Source organism: Citrobacter sp. XT1-2-2, assembly GCF_023516235.1.
GTDB lineage: Bacteria > Pseudomonadota > Gammaproteobacteria > Enterobacterales > Enterobacteriaceae > Citrobacter > Citrobacter werkmanii.
The window spans coordinates 3,023,035-3,037,244 of record NZ_CP097324.1 but is presented as its reverse complement, the minus strand read 5'-3'; the positions used below and the strand labels follow the sequence as shown (position 1 = coordinate 3,037,244).

The window sequence follows — 14,210 nt, the reverse complement described above, 5'->3', positions numbered from 1 at the left end:
GCACTATGCAGCAAGAAAATGAAAACGGCGTGAGCGAACCGTCACGCCGACGTTTGTTGAAAGGAATGAGCGCCTTGGGTGGCGCGCTGGCGTTGGCAGGTGGATGCCCGGTTGCCCATGCGCAAAAGCCGCAAAGCGCGCCGGGAACGTTGTCTCCTGATGCGCGCAGTGAAGTGCAGCCGTTTTATGGCCAACATCAGGCGGGGATCCTGACGCCGCAGCAGGCATCCATGATGCTGGTGGCGTTCGATGTTCTCGCCAGCGATAAGGCCGATCTTGAACGTCTGTTCCGGCTGCTAACCCGTCGATTTGCGTTTCTGACTACCGGTGGGCCTGCGCCGGATACGCCGAATCCGCGGTTACCGCCGATGGATTCCGGTATCCTTGGCGCATACATCGCACCAGACAATTTGACGATCACGTTGTCGGTCGGATCCTCGCTGTTTGACGAGCGCTATGGTCTGACACCGCAGATGCCGAAAAAGCTGCAAAAAATGACGCGCTTCCCGAATGATTCTCTGGATGCAGCGCTGTGCCATGGCGATCTGCTGTTGCAGATTTGCGCCAACACACAGGACACCGTCATCCACGCGCTGCGCGATATCATCAAACATACGCCCGATCTGCTCAGCGTTCGCTGGAAACGTGAAGGATTTATTTCCGATCACGCCGCGCGCAGTAAAGGGAAAGAGACTCCGGTCAACTTACTTGGCTTTAAGGACGGTACCGCGAACCCGGACGCTACAGATGCGAAGCTGATGCAAAACGTGGTGTGGGTTACGGACGGGCAGGGCGAACCTGCGTGGGCGCAAGGCGGCAGCTATCAGGCCGTGCGGCTCATTCAGTTCCGCGTGGAGTTTTGGGATCGCACGCCGCTGAAAGAACAGCAAACGATTTTTGGTCGCGATAAACACACCGGTGCGCCGCTGGGTATGCAGCATGAGCACGATGTGCCTGACTATGCCAGCGATCCAGAAGGTGAGGTGATTGCGCTCGACAGCCATATCCGTCTGGCAAACCCGCGTACGAAGGAGACCGAGTCCAGCCTGATGATGCGTCGTGGTTATAGTTATTCGCTCGGCGTGACCAATTCAGGTCAACTTGATATGGGACTGTTGTTCGTCTGCTATCAGCACGATCTGGAAAAAGGTTTTCTGACGGTGCAGAAACGCCTGAACGGTGAAGCGCTGGAGGAGTATGTCAAACCAATTGGTGGCGGTTACTTCTTTGCGTTACCGGGTGTCAAAACCGCAGATCATTATCTCGGACAGAGTCTGCTCGAAGCTTGATATCTATGCCCCGCAGCGCGGCGGGGCTTTTACTGACATCTTCATGAATGAACGAATTATTTTTTATGATCGGTCTGTGAATGAAATAATTTTGTCATCTTTCTGCAAGAGACTGTCTGTAGCGACAAGTCAAAATCAAGTTAATAGCAAGTAAAAATATTGTTGCATTAGCGAAAGATTATGATGTACTTATAAGTAACAGCGGTAGTTCCCGGCGGTGATAGTTGTTCACTATGGAGATCGCGAATGGAAAAGTCCTGTACTGGACACGTTTTTCACAGTAACAGCAGTACCTTACGCGGACGTTTCTCTTCCGGTAGCCACTTCGTCACCGCTAAATCTCTCCCCCTTTCACTTTTTATCCTTGTAACTGACGCCCTGTACGGTGCGCGTAGCCGTAGGTGGCGTCTTATCCAAAAGCAAGCAATGGCTTACAAGGAAGCCAACCCTCAGATGTTCGTGCGCATAATCGTGCCGCCAACGGCGCGTGTGATGTATACCTACAACTCAAGGTGCTATCCATGGGAAGACAAAAAGCAGTGATCAAAGCTCGTCGCGAAGCAAAACGGGTGCTGAGGCGGGACTCGCGTAGCCATAAGCAACGTGAAGATGAATCGGTCACCTCGCTTGTGCAGATGGGCGGCGTAGAAGCGATCGGAATGGCGCGTGATAGTCGCGATGCCACGCCAATCACGGCGCGAAATGAGGCTCAGGCGCACTACCTGAATGCTATCGAGAGTAAACAGCTGATCTTCGCCACCGGTGAAGCCGGGTGTGGTAAAACCTGGATCAGCGCGGCAAAAGCAGCAGAGGCGCTGATCCACAAAGATGTGGACAGGATTATTGTAACCCGTCCGGTTCTGCAAGCTGATGAAGATCTCGGCTTCTTACCTGGAGATGTTTCCGAGAAGTTCGCTCCCTATTTCCGCCCGGTGTATGACGTGCTGGTGAAACGTCTGGGAGCCTCCTTCATGCAATATTGCCTGCGACCTGAGATTGGTAAGGTGGAAATCGCGCCGTTCGCCTATATGCGTGGACGAACATTTGAAAATGCCGTGGTCATTCTTGACGAGGCTCAGAATGTTACTGCTGCACAAATGAAGATGTTTTTGACTCGCCTCGGGGAAAATGTGACGGTGATTGTGAATGGGGATGTAACCCAGTGCGATCTACCCGCCCACGTTCGCTCAGGGCTAAGCGATGCGCTGGCCCGTTTCGAAGAAGATGAAATGGTTGGGATCGTTCGTTTCAATAAAGATGATTGCGTTCGCTCGGCGCTCTGTCAGCGAACGCTCAACGCTTACAACTGATGAGTACGCCGTCTTCAAGGCCCGGGAAACCGGGCTTTGTTTTTGCGGTATTACAGAATATCTTTTAAGGCGGCAGTCGTCATGGTCGCTTCAAATGGGATCAACTCAACTTTCGCGACGCCAGCCTGCTGGAAGGGATCCTGACTCAGATAGTGTTCTAATTTCTCAGCGTCATCACATTTTGCCAATATCACACCACCGGAACGTGGAATTTTGCGGCCTGATGCTAGGAATAAACCTTCCGCATAGCCTTTTTGCAGCCAATCCACGTGGGCAGGAAGTAGGCTATCAACGTCATTCAACGGTTTTATATAGGTTAAAACAACAACATAAATAACACTCATTTTATTGTCCCTGCTTTTTGAAAGTGTATTAACGTAGCATACAACCAGGGAGAGAAAAGATTAATATCAGCACTGTCCTTGCTAAGTTTTAATATTAAAAATGCATATGCAGCATTTATGTCTGTTAATTGTACACTTGTAGGGTGCGGGTGGGTTGGCATGGTTGATGGCTGGCGAAAAAATGGCGGCTATCGCTTAATCGGCGAGTTATTATTAATAATCATGAAACATTCGTGATGAGATAAATATTACGATAATGTTCCAGATCATGAGCGTTTTATATTTTTTAACATATTTGGCAAACTGAAACGCATACTTTCGCTATACTGTAGATCCTTGAATACGCTGCGCTCCCGAACTGGATCCGCTTTCTAATGCTTGAATTAAAAAATATTGCGTGCCTGCGGGATGAACGTCTGCTCTTTTGCCGCCTATCATGTTCTATTCAGCCCGGCGAAGTTGTCCAAATATCGGGGCCTAATGGGGCAGGAAAAACCTCTTTATTACAGCTACTAACCGGATTATCAACGCCGAGCGAAGGGCAGATTTTGTGGCAGGGAAAACCGCTGCATCGGATGCGTGACGACTGGCATCGTCAACTGTTGTGGCTTGGCCATCAGGTTGGCGTAAAAGGGGGGCTGACGGCGGAGGAAAATTTGCGTTTTTATCACCCGCAGGCGTCGTTTGAGATGCGCTGGCAAGCGCTGGAGCAGGTCGGACTGGTCGGTTTTGAAGATGTGGCTGTGGCTCAGCTTTCTGCCGGGCAGCAGCGGCGCGTAGCGCTGGCCAGGCTGTGGCTCAGCCGCGCAATGTTCTGGATTTTAGATGAACCTTTTACTGCGCTGGACGTGGCTGGCGTGCAAAAACTGACCACACGACTGGAGCAGCATGTCGTCCATGGCGGCGCAGTTATTCTGACAACCCATCAACCTTTACGGCCTCTCTGCGTCCCGTTGCGCACGATTACGCTCAATGAGTATGAGGCGGCTGTGGCATGATCACGCAGATTTTCTGGCGCGACCTGCGTCTTGCCTTTCGTAACTGTGCCGAAATTATCAACCCGCTGTGGTTTTTCCTGATTATCGTCACGCTGTTTCCACTCAGTATTGGCCCGGAGCCGCAGTTGCTGCGGCAAATTGCCCCCGGCATCGTCTGGGTAGCAGCGCTACTCTCCTCGCTGCTGGCAATGGATCGGCTGTTTCGTGATGACTGGCTGGACGGTTCGTTGCAGCAGATGATGCTAATGCCAGTCCCGCTTTCGCTGGTGGTGCTGGCGAAAGTCGCCGCGCACTGGGTGGTTTCCGGGCTACCGCTGTTAATCATTTCGCCGCTTATCGCCACGCTGTTCGGCCTCTCCGTTGCGGAGTGGCAAGTGCTGGCGCTTACGCTATTGTTGGGTACGCCCACGCTCAGTTTTATTGGCGCGATTGGCGTCGGGCTGACCGTCGGATTGCGGCGCGGCGGCGTATTGCTCAGCCTGCTGGTGCTGCCGCTGATGATCCCTTTATTAATTTTTGCAACCGCCGCCGTGGGCGCGGCGCAGATGCTGCTGCCGGTTGACGGTTATCTGGCGATTCTCGGGGCCTTCCTGGCAGGAAGCGCCACCTTAAGTCCGTTCGCCACTGCGGCAGCGTTACGAATCAGCGTGCAATAACTCCCGTCATCTCCGGGAATATGAGGCAAAGAAAAAATGTGGAAAGCGTTACACCAACTCGCCATTCCAGAGCGGTTGTATAAGGTCTGCGGGCGATTTATTCCGGCAATGGCTCTCCTGAGCGCGCTGTTTCTGGTGGTGGGCTGCATCTGGGGCTTTGTCTACGCCCCAGCGGATTATCAGCAGGGCGAAAGCTATCGCATCATGTATCTGCATGTGCCCGCGGCTATCTGGTCGATGGGGATTTATGGCTCGATGGCGGTGACCGCCTTTGTGGGCCTGATTTGGCAAATGAAAATGGCGGACAACGCGGTGATTGCGATGGCGCTTCCCGGCGCTGTCTATACCTTCATCGCGCTGGTCACCGGTTCGGCCTGGGGCAAACCAATGTGGGGAACCTGGTGGGTGTGGGATGCGCGTCTGACCTCCGAGCTGGTGCTGCTGTTCTTATATGTCGGCGTGATTGGCTTGTATCACGCCTTTGACGACCGCCGCCTGGCCGGGCGCGCCGCTGGGATCCTCGTTCTGGTCGGGGTAGTCAATTTGCCGATTATTCATTTTTCCGTTGAATGGTGGAACACCCTGCATCAGGGGTCGACCAATATGCAGAAAACCATCGATCCATCTATGCGTATGCCGTTGCGTTTAACGATTTTCGGCTTCTTATTCCTTTTTATTACTCTGACATTAATGCGTATGCGTAATTTGATTCTGCTGCAGGAACGTCGTCGCCCATGGGTGGCGCAGCTGGTTTCCGGGCGCAAGAGCGAGGTTAATTCATGACCAGCGCTTTCCACTCCTGGAGTGATTTCTGGCAGATGGGCGGCTACGCCTTTTATGTCTGGCTGGCGGTTGCCGTGACGGCGCTCTCGCTGCTGGTTGTGGTCTGGCATGCCTGCTGGCAGCGCAGGGCGCTGCTGGCTGACGTACAGCGTCAAATGGCGCGCGAGCGCCGGATGCAGGCGGCGCGTAAAAAAGGAGAGGCGTTGTGAATCCGCGTCGTAAGGTACGACTCTGGCTTGCCTGTAGCGTGTTGGGAGGACTGGCGCTGACGGTCGGACTGGTGATGTATGCGCTCAGCGCAAATATCGATCTCTTCTATACGCCGGGGGAAATCATTTACGGCAAGCGGGAAAATGGCCAGAAGCCGGAACCGGGACAGCGCCTGCGCATTGGCGGCATGGTGATGCCCGGCAGCGTGAAGCGTGACGATAAAACGCTGGACGTGACCTTTAAGCTCTACGATGCGCGCGGCGTGGTAGAGGTGAGCTATACGGGAATCCTGCCAGCGCTGTTCAGAGAAGGGCAGGGAGTGGTGGCACAAGGAACACTGCAAGACGGTACCCATATTCGCGCCAAAGAGGTGCTGGCGAAACATGATGAAAACTATACCCCTCCGGAGATTAAAGAGGCGATGGATGAAAATCATCACCCTGCCGGGAATCAACAAGGAGCCGCGCAATGATCCCTGAAATTGGGCATTTTCTGCTGTGCCTGGCGCTGGGTATTTCCTGCCTGCTCGGGCTGTATCCGACCTGGGGCGCGATGCGCCAGGATACGCGGATGATGGCGCTGGCGAAACCGCTGTCGTTCGCCATGTTTGCGGCGATCCTCGGGTCATTCCTGATACTGGTTTATGCTTTTGTGGTGAATGATTTCACCGTTCAGTATGTCGCCAGCAACTCGAATACGCTGCTGCCGGTATGGTATCGCGTGGCGGCTACCTGGGGGGCGCACGAAGGGTCGCTGCTGCTGTGGGTGCTACTGATGAGCGGCTGGACCTTTGCCGTGGCGGCGCTGAGCCGCAACATTCCCCTGGAAGCATCTTCCCGCGTGCTGGCGGTGATGGGGATGATCTCCTTCTGCTTCCTGGTGTTCATCCTGCTGACCTCGAATCCGTTTGTACGTACGCTGCCGGACTTTCCGATTGAGGGCCGCGATCTGAATCCGATGCTGCAGGATATTGGACTGATTTTTCATCCACCGATGCTGTACATGGGGTACGTGGGTTTTTCCGTCGCCTTTGCTTTTGCCATCGCCTCGTTAATGACCGGGCGTCTGGACAGCGCCTGGGCGCGCTGGTCGCGTCCGTGGACGCTGGCGGCGTGGAGCTTCCTGACGGTGGGCATCGTGTTGGGTTCTGCCTGGGCATACTACGAGCTGGGCTGGGGTGGTTGGTGGTTCTGGGATCCGGTCGAAAACGCCTCGCTGATGCCGTGGCTGGCCGGCACGGCGCTGATTCACTCACTGTCAGTAACGGAGAAGCGGGGTAGCTTCAAGTCCTGGACCGTGCTGCTGGCAATCCTTGCCTTCTCGCTCTGCCTGCTCGGTACCTTCCTGGTGCGTTCCGGGGTGCTCATCTCTGTACACTCATTCGCCTCCGATCCGACGCGCGGCCTGTTTATTTTGGCGCTGCTGGTGATCACCATCGGCGGTTCGCTGCTGTTGTTTGCCATTAAAGGCGGGAAGGTGCGCTCTCGGGTACGTCATGAGCTGTGGTCGCGCGAGTCGCTGCTGTTGGGGAATAACGTCCTGCTGATCGCCGCGATGTTGGTGGTGCTGTTGGGCACACTACTGCCGCTGATTCATAAATTATTGGGGCTGGGTAGTATCTCAATTGGTGAACCATTCTTTAATTCGCTGTTTATCGTGCTGATGATTCCCTTCTCGCTACTGTTGGGGATTGGGCCGCTGGTGCGCTGGCGGCGCGATGAATTGCATAAGCTGCGTAAGCGGCTGCTGGTTGCGGCGCTGGTGTCGATTGTGCTGGCCGTGGTGCTGCCGTGGCTGATGCAGGACCGTATTAAGGCGATGACCGTGCTTGGTCTGCTGATGTCGCTGTGGGCGTTGGTTCTGACGGTGATGGAGGTAGTGGAACGCGCTACCGATCGCCATACCTTCTGGCGCGGGCTAACTCGCCTGGGGCGCAGCCACTGGGGGATGGTGGCTGGGCATGTCGGGCTGGTGGTGACGGTGATTGGCATCGCCTTTAGCCAGAACTATAGCATTGAGCGCGATGTGCGTATGAAGCCGGGCGATAGCGTCGATATTCATCAATATCACTTTGTCTTCCGCGACGTTCAGGACATTACAGGTCCGAACTATTTTGGCGGTGAAGCGGTGATTGACGTCTCGCAGGACGGGCGGCATATCAGCACGCTGCGGGCAGAAAAACGCGTCTACAGCAGCAGCCGGATGGAGATGACCGAGGCCGCCATCGACGGCGGGTTGGTGCGCGATCTGTATGCCGCGCTGGGTGAAGAACTGGATGACGGCAGTTGGGCGGTGCGCCTGTACTACAAACCGTTTGTTCGCTGGATCTGGTTTGGCGGAATGTTAATGGCGCTTGGTGGCGTATTGTGCATTCTGGACCCGCGCTACCGCTTACGTAAATCGCTGCCGGAGAACGCACAATGAACCGCAAAGTCCTTTATCTGCCGCTGGTTATCTTTCTGGTTCTGGTGGCGGCGCTGATGTGGCAACTGCTGCGCAATAGCGACGGCGATGACCCGACGGCGCTGGAGTCGGCGCTGGTTGGCAAACCGCTCCCCGCGTTTCATCTGACGTCGCTGGAGAAGCCTGACGTGATGCTGGACGCGTCCAGTATTATCAATGGTAAGCCGGTGCTGCTTAACGTCTGGGCGACCTGGTGTCCAACCTGCCGCGCGGAGCACCAATACCTGCGTTCCCTCGCGGCGCAGGGTATTCGCATCGTGGGCATTAACTATAAAGACGATCGCCAGAAGGCGCTGGACTGGCTGCAGGAGCTGGGTAATCCGTACGCGCAGGGGGTGTTTGATGGTGACGGTATGCTGGGATTGGATCTCGGTGTCTACGGTGCGCCGGAAACCTTTCTTATCGACGGCAAAGGCATTATTCGCTACCGCCATGCAGGCGATCTGAACGAACAGGTATGGCAGCAGGAAATCCTGCCGTTGTGGAATAAATACAGTCGGGAGGGCAGCGCGTGAGATTTTTGCTAATGACGTTGCTGACGGCGCTGCTGTCGTTTCAGGCGCTGGCGGCGATTGACACTTATCCGTTTAAAAATGAGGCTCAGGAGCAACAGTTCCGCCAACTGACCGCGCAACTGCGCTGCCCGAAATGCCAAAACAACAGTATTGCCGACTCCAATTCGATGATTGCCGCCGATATGCGTAAAAAAGTCTGGCAACTGATGGAGGAGGGGCAAAGCAATCAGCAAATTACCGATTATATGGTGGCGCGCTACGGTAACTTCGTCACCTATGAGCCGCCGGTAACGTTGGCGACGCTGATCCTCTGGCTGCTGCCCGCCTGTTTTGTACTGGGCGGCGCGCTGGTCATTTTCCGTTTAAGCCGTCGCCCGCGGGCAGCGCGGGAAACGGAACTTAGTCCGCATGAGCAGGCGCGTTTGCAAGCGCTTCTCGATGAAAACAAAAGGACCCTGAAATGATCGTCGCTTTTCTTATCATGATGATTTTACTGCTGGGGACGGCGGCACTGCTGTTTATTCCCTGGTCAGGCAGACAGCGCGTTGATCGTAATACGATGAATCATATGATTTTTCGTGCGCGTCTTCAGGAGCTTGATGAAGACATTTCTCCGGTAAATGCGGCTCAGCAACAGCAGTTGGTTGACGATTTACGCTTGAATTTATTGGAAGATTTGCCTGAGTCGCCAAAAACGGATAACAAAAATAGTAGCTATTGGGTGTATATTCTCGGGGTTATTATACTAACCTCTTTATGCGTAGGGGTATTCGTCCGAACGAGTTACGTCCCCCGTGTAATTGAGTGGCAGCAGGTCGTGCAGCAAACGCCGCAACTGATGCAGCGCGTGATGGATCCCCAGGGGAAACCGCTGTCGGAAGAAGAGCTGTTTCGCCTGGCGCTGGGGCTACGTACTCGTCTGCAGCAATATCCGGCAGACCAGCTAAGCTGGACGATGCTCGGTAGGCTACAACTGGTGCTGAATAACCCCGGGGCTGCGTTACAGGCATTTGATAAAGCGCGACAGTTGGCGCCGGGAAATGCGGATGCGCAACTGGGCTATACCGAAGCATTGCTGCACTCTACGGATCCGAATGATAGCCGTGAAGCCCAGCAGTTGCTTGATACGTTGCTTAAAAATAACCATAACGATGTACGGGTACTCAGCCTTGTGGCGTTTAACGCCTTTGAGCATCAACAATATGATAAAGCGATAGCAGCATGGCAACTGATGCTGAAACTGTTACCGCCGGACGATAACCAACGAGAGATCATTATTCGTAGTATCGACCGCGCGAAAAAAGAACAAATCGCTACACTGAAATAATCAAAATATATCAACATTTGCGCGAAGGTTTGTTCGATTTGCAATGTGATACCACGCTGAAATTATCGGCTAATCACCCTCTGATGATTAGCCCGCAGAATCAAACTTCCATAAGCATTGTTGGAGTAGAAGATGACGGTAATCGCTATAAATATTTTTATATAGCGATTGTCATGTGGCAAGGACTATTGCGTCTTTATTTTAGGAAAAGGGTTAAATAATAAGATGAGAAAACTTTCACTGGAACGTTCAGGTAGGCGAAAAATTATATTTATCGCCCTGCTGGTTGGGATCATTATTGGTGTCGTGCTGCTGGCGGGTACGGCAACTATCATGCATAAAACCAGCGACACTGAATTCTGCGTGTCGTGTCATACCATGCAACAACCTCTGGCGGAATATCAGGGCAGTGTGCATTTCCAGAACAATAAAGGTATTCGCGCCGAGTGTGCCGATTGCCACGTTCCCCACCAACCGATCGATTATATGCTGACCAAAATTGGCGCCCTGAAAGATGTCTGGGGTGAAATGACCGGCAAAATCGATACCCCAGAAAAATACGAGGCGCATAAGCTCGCGATGGCCCAGAGCGTCTGGGATGGGTTGAAGAAGAACGACTCGGCAACCTGTCGTTCCTGCCACGACTACAAAGCGATGGATATACTGGCGCAAACGCCTGAAGCCCGTAAGCAGCACCCGGTGGCGATCAAAGAGGGCCAAACCTGTATCGATTGTCATAAAGGCGTCGCACACATTCTACCGAACATGAGTGGCCTGGCGGCAGCAGGGGCGAGCGAACTGGCGAATGCGGCAGCGAAAACGCCGGCAACGGCGACCACGTTGTACACCATTCAAACCCAACCGTTCTGGCTTAGTGAGAAAACAACCGATCATAACGACGGTAACCTGATGGCTTCCACCGAAGTGCAGGTAGTGAAACGTGACGGTGATATGGTACTGGCTGACGTCAAAGGTTGGCAGCAGGATGGCGTCACCGAGGCGTTCTACGCCGCGCGTGGTAAACGCATCATGAGCGCCCTGCTGGGTGAGGAAGCGCGTAAAGCGTTGAAAGTGAACAGCACGGTAACCGATGAAGAGACGAAACAGGTCTGGCATGAAGTCGATCTGCAGGTCTGGCTGCCGGCGAAAAGTCTGATTGGCGATCAACAAAAAATCTGGAGCTACGCCTCCGAACTCATGGCTAACAACTGTACCGGTTGCCACGGTCTTACCGAGTTGAATCGCTTTAACGCCAACCAGTGGATTGGGGTGGTTAAAGGCATGTCCGGTCGTACGTCGCTGACGCAGGAACAGGTTCGTCTTCTGACCCAGTACGTACAAAAACACGCGAGCGACATGCCCGCAGCAGCCGATCAGGACAAAAAATAAGGAGCCATGATGAAAAAGAATAATGACCATGACATGGCGCAGCAGAGCCAGGAAGCAGGTATGAATCTGACTCGTCGCCGTTTTCTGGCTGGTGCCGGAGCTTTAATGGCGGCACCGCTGCTGGCGGGAATGTGGCCACGCTCGGCGCTGGCCGAAGCGATAAGCCAGGCGCTGCCGCAGTTTGTAGCGTTACGCCAGGCGGAAAGCGGCATTCTGACCGGCGCCCACTGGGGCGCGTTTGAAGCGATTGTCCGCGATGGCAAAATGGTTGACGTTCGTCCGGTGAAAGACGATCCGTATCCGAACGAACTGATTACCATGGCACCTTATCAGGTGTATGCCGAAAACCGCATCAAGTACCCGATGGTGCGTAAAAGCTGGCTGGAAGGCGGCGCGAAAGACTGTAAACCAGAGCTGCGTGGCCGCGATGAGTGGGTGCGCGTGAGCTGGGATAAGGCGCTGCATCTGGTGGCCGGTGAAATCAGCCGTCTGCAGAAAGAGCACGGACCGTCCTCTATCTATGCGGGCTCTTATGGCTGGAAAAGCGTGGGGATGTTCCACAACCCAAGAACGCTACTGCAGCGCATGATGAACCTGGCAGGCGGTTTTGTCGGCTACTCCGGCGACTACTCGACCGGTGCCGCACAGGTAATTATGCCGCATGTAGTGGGCTCTGTTGAGGTTTACGAGCAGCAGACCGCATGGCCGAACGTCATTGAAAACACCGAGCTGGTGGTGATGATTGGCTGTAACCCTATGATCACGCTTAAAAACAGCTGGAACCTGCCGGATCACGTCAGCCAGACTGGTTTTGAAGCGCTGAAGAAAAAAGGCACCCGGATGATCTGTATCGATCCGGTGCACAGCGACAGCGCCCGCATGCTGGGTGCCGAGTGGATTGGCCCGCACAGCTATACCGACTGCGCGCTGATGGCGGGGATTGCCCATACGCTGTTGGTGGAAAAACTGCATAACGCTGACTTCCTGAAAACCTATACCGTCGGCTTCGATAAGTTTGAAGCGTATCTGACCGGTCAGGACGACGGTATTGTGAAAGACGCCAATTGGGCGGCGGACATCAGCGGTGTTGACGCCGAGGTGATCAAACAGCTGGCGCGCGATATGGCAAAACACCGCACCATGATCATGGGCGGCTGGGGCATTCAGCGCCAACATCACGGCGAGCAGGCGCACTGGATGATGGTGACCCTGGCGTCGATGCTGGGGCAGATTGGTCTGCCTGGCGGCGGCTTCGGCTTTAGCTATCACTACTCTTCCGGCGGTAGTCCGACCGCGCGCGGCGGCATTCTCGCCGGGATCTCGGCGGGTAGCCCAACCTCTCCGGCGGCAAAAGACATTACACCGTTCCCGGTAGCGCGTATTGCCGATGCGCTGGCGAACCCTGGCAAGACCATTGATTATAACGGCACGAAAGTGACCTACCCGGATATTAAAATGGTCTACGTGGCGGGGGGGAATACCTTCCACCAACATCAGGATACCAATAACCTGGTCAAAGCCTGGCAGAACCCGGAGACCGTGGTCGTCAACGAACCTTACTGGACGGCAACGGCGAAACATGCCGATATCGTGCTGCCGGTTACCACGACCTATGAACGTAACGATTTGGACATGGGCGGCGACTACTCGCAGCTCTACGTCTTCCCGCTACGTCAGTGTGTGCCGCCGCAGCATGAAGCGAAAAATGACTTTGATGTTTTTGCCGGTATTGCCGAAATCCTCGGCGTACACGACGCCTTTACCGAAGGTAAAGATGAGATGTTATGGTTAAAAGGCATGTATGACGACATGAAAGCTCAGGCGCGTAACGCACGCGTGGCGCTGCCGCCGTTTGATATGTTCTGGGCGTCCAACAACTATATCCGCTTCCCGATTCCGGAAGAGAATAAACAGTGGGTACGCTTTGCTGATTTCCGCGAGAACCCGCTGCTTAATCCACTGGGTACCCCGTCCGGCAAAATCGAAATCTATTCTGATGCCATTGCCAAAATGGGCTACGAGGACTGTAAAGCGATCCCGACCTGGATGCCGCCTCACGAGTGGTATCGCGGGCCGGAAGCAGCGAAATACCCGCTGTCGCTGAATACCGGTCACCCGATTAACCGTCTACACTCTCAGCTCGACAACACGCCGCTACGTAAGAAGTATGCAGTAGCCGACCGTGAGGCTATCTGGATCCATCCGAAGGATGCCAGCGCACGTGGCATTAGTGCGGGCGATCTGGTTCGTGCCTTTAATGATCGCGGGCAGATCCTGGTTGGGGCAGTGATTACCGATAACGTCCGTGAAGGGGTGGTGCGGATCAGCGAAGGAGCGTGGTTTGACCCGGCCGATCCGTCACAGCCTGGTTCGCTGTGTAAGAACGGTAACGTCAACTGCCTGACCTTTGACGTCGGTTCCTCCAGCCTGGCGCAGGGGAACTGCGGGCAGATGTCACAGTTGCAGATCGAGAAATATACCGGACCGGTGCTGCAAAATACCGCGCATAATGTGCCAGTAGGCGCATAATCGACAGCCGGTTATAACGAACGGCCCCTCTTGCCAGTGGTGAGAGGGGCCGTTTCTTTTAATTCTCACTATGCCAGCAGTCGAACCCCAGTCGGGGCTTCTCATCCCCCCGCAGGCGTGCAATATGCGAAAAAAAAGCCCGTACTTGCGTACGAGCTCTTCTTAAAATATGGCGGTGAGGGGGGGATTCGAACCCCCGATACGTTGCCGTATACACACTTTCCAGGCGTGCTCCTTCAGCCACTCGGACACCTCACCATATTGTTGTTCCTGTGCTACCGGAACGGGCGCTAATTTAGGGAAATACCGTCCCGGCGTCAATCAACTTTTTGAAAAAAACGTGCATTTACACAAACTTCAAACAATCTGGAGCTTAAATAAGCGGGAATTGTTTTTT

14 protein-coding genes and 1 tRNA gene are annotated in these 14,210 nt (G+C 54.3%); 13 read left to right on the top strand and 2 right to left on the bottom strand.

Translation table 11 applies throughout. The features are described from left to right. The first annotated feature begins 5 nt into the window (after positions 1 to 5). Together efeB and phoH are read left to right on the top strand one after the other, a co-directional pair. Complete coding sequence (efeB, locus tag M4I31_RS14565) at positions 6 to 1,289, top strand: iron uptake transporter deferrochelatase/peroxidase subunit (RefSeq protein ID WP_085048547.1); 1,284 nt, start codon at positions 6 to 8, stop codon at positions 1,287 to 1,289. Between the two features lie 521 nt (positions 1,290 to 1,810). After that, complete coding sequence (gene phoH, locus M4I31_RS14560; RefSeq protein ID WP_006685183.1) at positions 1,811 to 2,599, top strand: phosphate starvation-inducible protein PhoH; 789 nt, start codon at positions 1,811 to 1,813, stop codon at positions 2,597 to 2,599. A 50-nt stretch (positions 2,600 to 2,649) separates the two neighbouring features. On the opposite strand, the gene M4I31_RS14555 is transcribed toward phoH, so the two are convergent. Continuing rightward, a complete protein-coding gene (locus tag M4I31_RS14555) occupies positions 2,650 to 2,943 on the bottom strand; it encodes a YciI family protein (RefSeq protein ID WP_085048546.1) in 294 nt (97 codons plus the stop codon). Positions 2,944 to 3,317: 374 nt separating this feature from the next. Between M4I31_RS14555 and ccmA the strand changes: the two genes are divergently transcribed. The 11 genes from ccmA to torA all read left to right on the top strand — a co-directional run bounded on the left by ccmA (position 3,318) and on the right by torA (position 13,813). Beyond that, entirely contained in the window at positions 3,318 to 3,941 is a 624-nt protein-coding gene (gene ccmA / locus M4I31_RS14550) for a cytochrome c biogenesis heme-transporting ATPase CcmA (RefSeq protein WP_085048545.1), read from the top strand. Continuing rightward, positions 3,938 to 4,597, top strand: coding sequence for a heme exporter protein CcmB (gene ccmB / locus M4I31_RS14545; RefSeq protein WP_069323296.1), 660 nt, complete (start codon positions 3,938 to 3,940; stop codon positions 4,595 to 4,597). Before ccmA ends, ccmB begins: the two co-directional genes overlap by 4 nt. 36 nt (positions 4,598 to 4,633) lie before the next feature. Then, positions 4,634 to 5,380 carry a heme ABC transporter permease gene (locus M4I31_RS14540; RefSeq protein WP_085048544.1) on the top strand — a complete coding sequence of 249 codons (747 nt, stop codon included), beginning with the start codon at positions 4,634 to 4,636 and terminating at the stop codon, positions 5,378 to 5,380. Continuing rightward, positions 5,377 to 5,589: a heme exporter protein CcmD gene (gene ccmD, locus M4I31_RS14535; RefSeq protein ID WP_085048543.1), complete on the top strand. Its 213-nt coding sequence runs from the start codon at positions 5,377 to 5,379 to the stop codon at positions 5,587 to 5,589. Before M4I31_RS14540 ends, ccmD begins: the two co-directional genes overlap by 4 nt. After that, positions 5,586 to 6,062, top strand: coding sequence for a cytochrome c maturation protein CcmE (ccmE, locus tag M4I31_RS14530; protein ID WP_042309391.1), 477 nt, complete (start codon positions 5,586 to 5,588; stop codon positions 6,060 to 6,062). The genes ccmD and ccmE overlap by 4 nt, the downstream gene beginning before the upstream one ends. After that, positions 6,059 to 8,014, top strand: coding sequence for a heme lyase CcmF/NrfE family subunit (locus tag M4I31_RS14525; RefSeq protein WP_085048542.1), 1,956 nt, complete (start codon positions 6,059 to 6,061; stop codon positions 8,012 to 8,014). The genes ccmE and M4I31_RS14525 overlap by 4 nt, the downstream gene beginning before the upstream one ends. Next, positions 8,011 to 8,568, top strand: a complete 558-nt coding sequence (locus tag M4I31_RS14520) for a DsbE family thiol:disulfide interchange protein (RefSeq protein WP_085048541.1) — start codon at positions 8,011 to 8,013, stop codon at positions 8,566 to 8,568. The genes M4I31_RS14525 and M4I31_RS14520 overlap by 4 nt, the downstream gene beginning before the upstream one ends. Beyond that, complete coding sequence (locus M4I31_RS14515) at positions 8,565 to 9,032, top strand: cytochrome c-type biogenesis protein (RefSeq protein ID WP_077223854.1); 468 nt, start codon at positions 8,565 to 8,567, stop codon at positions 9,030 to 9,032. The genes M4I31_RS14520 and M4I31_RS14515 overlap by 4 nt, the downstream gene beginning before the upstream one ends. Further along, positions 9,029 to 9,895: a c-type cytochrome biogenesis protein CcmI gene (gene ccmI, locus M4I31_RS14510; protein WP_085048540.1), complete on the top strand. Its 867-nt coding sequence runs from the start codon at positions 9,029 to 9,031 to the stop codon at positions 9,893 to 9,895. The genes M4I31_RS14515 and ccmI overlap by 4 nt, the downstream gene beginning before the upstream one ends. A 225-nt stretch (positions 9,896 to 10,120) precedes the next feature. Continuing rightward, the gene (locus tag M4I31_RS14505; protein WP_069323301.1) at positions 10,121 to 11,284 is read left to right on the top strand and encodes a NapC/NirT family cytochrome c; all 1,164 of its coding nucleotides are present in this window, start codon (positions 10,121 to 10,123) and stop codon (positions 11,282 to 11,284) included. A 9-nt stretch (positions 11,285 to 11,293) separates the two neighbouring features. After that, positions 11,294 to 13,813 (top strand): trimethylamine-N-oxide reductase TorA, encoded by a 2,520-nt coding sequence (gene torA, locus M4I31_RS14500; RefSeq protein ID WP_087856998.1) that lies wholly within the window; start codon positions 11,294 to 11,296, stop codon positions 13,811 to 13,813. A gap of 170 nt (positions 13,814 to 13,983) precedes the next feature. Here torA and M4I31_RS14495 read toward each other — a convergent pair. Beyond that, positions 13,984 to 14,071 (bottom strand) — tRNA-Ser (locus tag M4I31_RS14495). Positions 14,072 to 14,210 lie beyond the last annotated feature (139 nt).

What these genes read in the sequence shown, in the direction of transcription:
- efeB (WP_085048547.1), top strand. Translation starts at nt 6, where the DNA reads ATGCAGCAAGAAAATGAAAACGGCGTGAGCGAACCGTCACGCCGACGT.
- phoH (WP_006685183.1), top strand. Translation starts at nt 1,811, where the DNA reads ATGGGAAGACAAAAAGCAGTGATCAAAGCTCGTCGCGAAGCAAAACGG.
- M4I31_RS14555 (WP_085048546.1), bottom strand. Translation starts at nt 2,943, where the DNA reads ATGAGTGTTATTTATGTTGTTGTTTTAACCTATATAAAACCGTTGAAT.
- ccmA (WP_085048545.1), top strand. Translation starts at nt 3,318, where the DNA reads ATGCTTGAATTAAAAAATATTGCGTGCCTGCGGGATGAACGTCTGCTC.
- ccmB (WP_069323296.1), top strand. Translation starts at nt 3,938, where the DNA reads ATGATCACGCAGATTTTCTGGCGCGACCTGCGTCTTGCCTTTCGTAAC.
- M4I31_RS14540 (WP_085048544.1), top strand. Translation starts at nt 4,634, where the DNA reads ATGTGGAAAGCGTTACACCAACTCGCCATTCCAGAGCGGTTGTATAAG.
- ccmD (WP_085048543.1), top strand. Translation starts at nt 5,377, where the DNA reads ATGACCAGCGCTTTCCACTCCTGGAGTGATTTCTGGCAGATGGGCGGC.
- M4I31_RS14525 (WP_085048542.1), top strand. Translation starts at nt 6,059, where the DNA reads ATGATCCCTGAAATTGGGCATTTTCTGCTGTGCCTGGCGCTGGGTATT.
- M4I31_RS14520 (WP_085048541.1), top strand. Translation starts at nt 8,011, where the DNA reads ATGAACCGCAAAGTCCTTTATCTGCCGCTGGTTATCTTTCTGGTTCTG.
- ccmI (WP_085048540.1), top strand. Translation starts at nt 9,029, where the DNA reads ATGATCGTCGCTTTTCTTATCATGATGATTTTACTGCTGGGGACGGCG.
- M4I31_RS14505 (WP_069323301.1), top strand. Translation starts at nt 10,121, where the DNA reads ATGAGAAAACTTTCACTGGAACGTTCAGGTAGGCGAAAAATTATATTT.
- torA (WP_087856998.1), top strand. Translation starts at nt 11,294, where the DNA reads ATGAAAAAGAATAATGACCATGACATGGCGCAGCAGAGCCAGGAAGCA.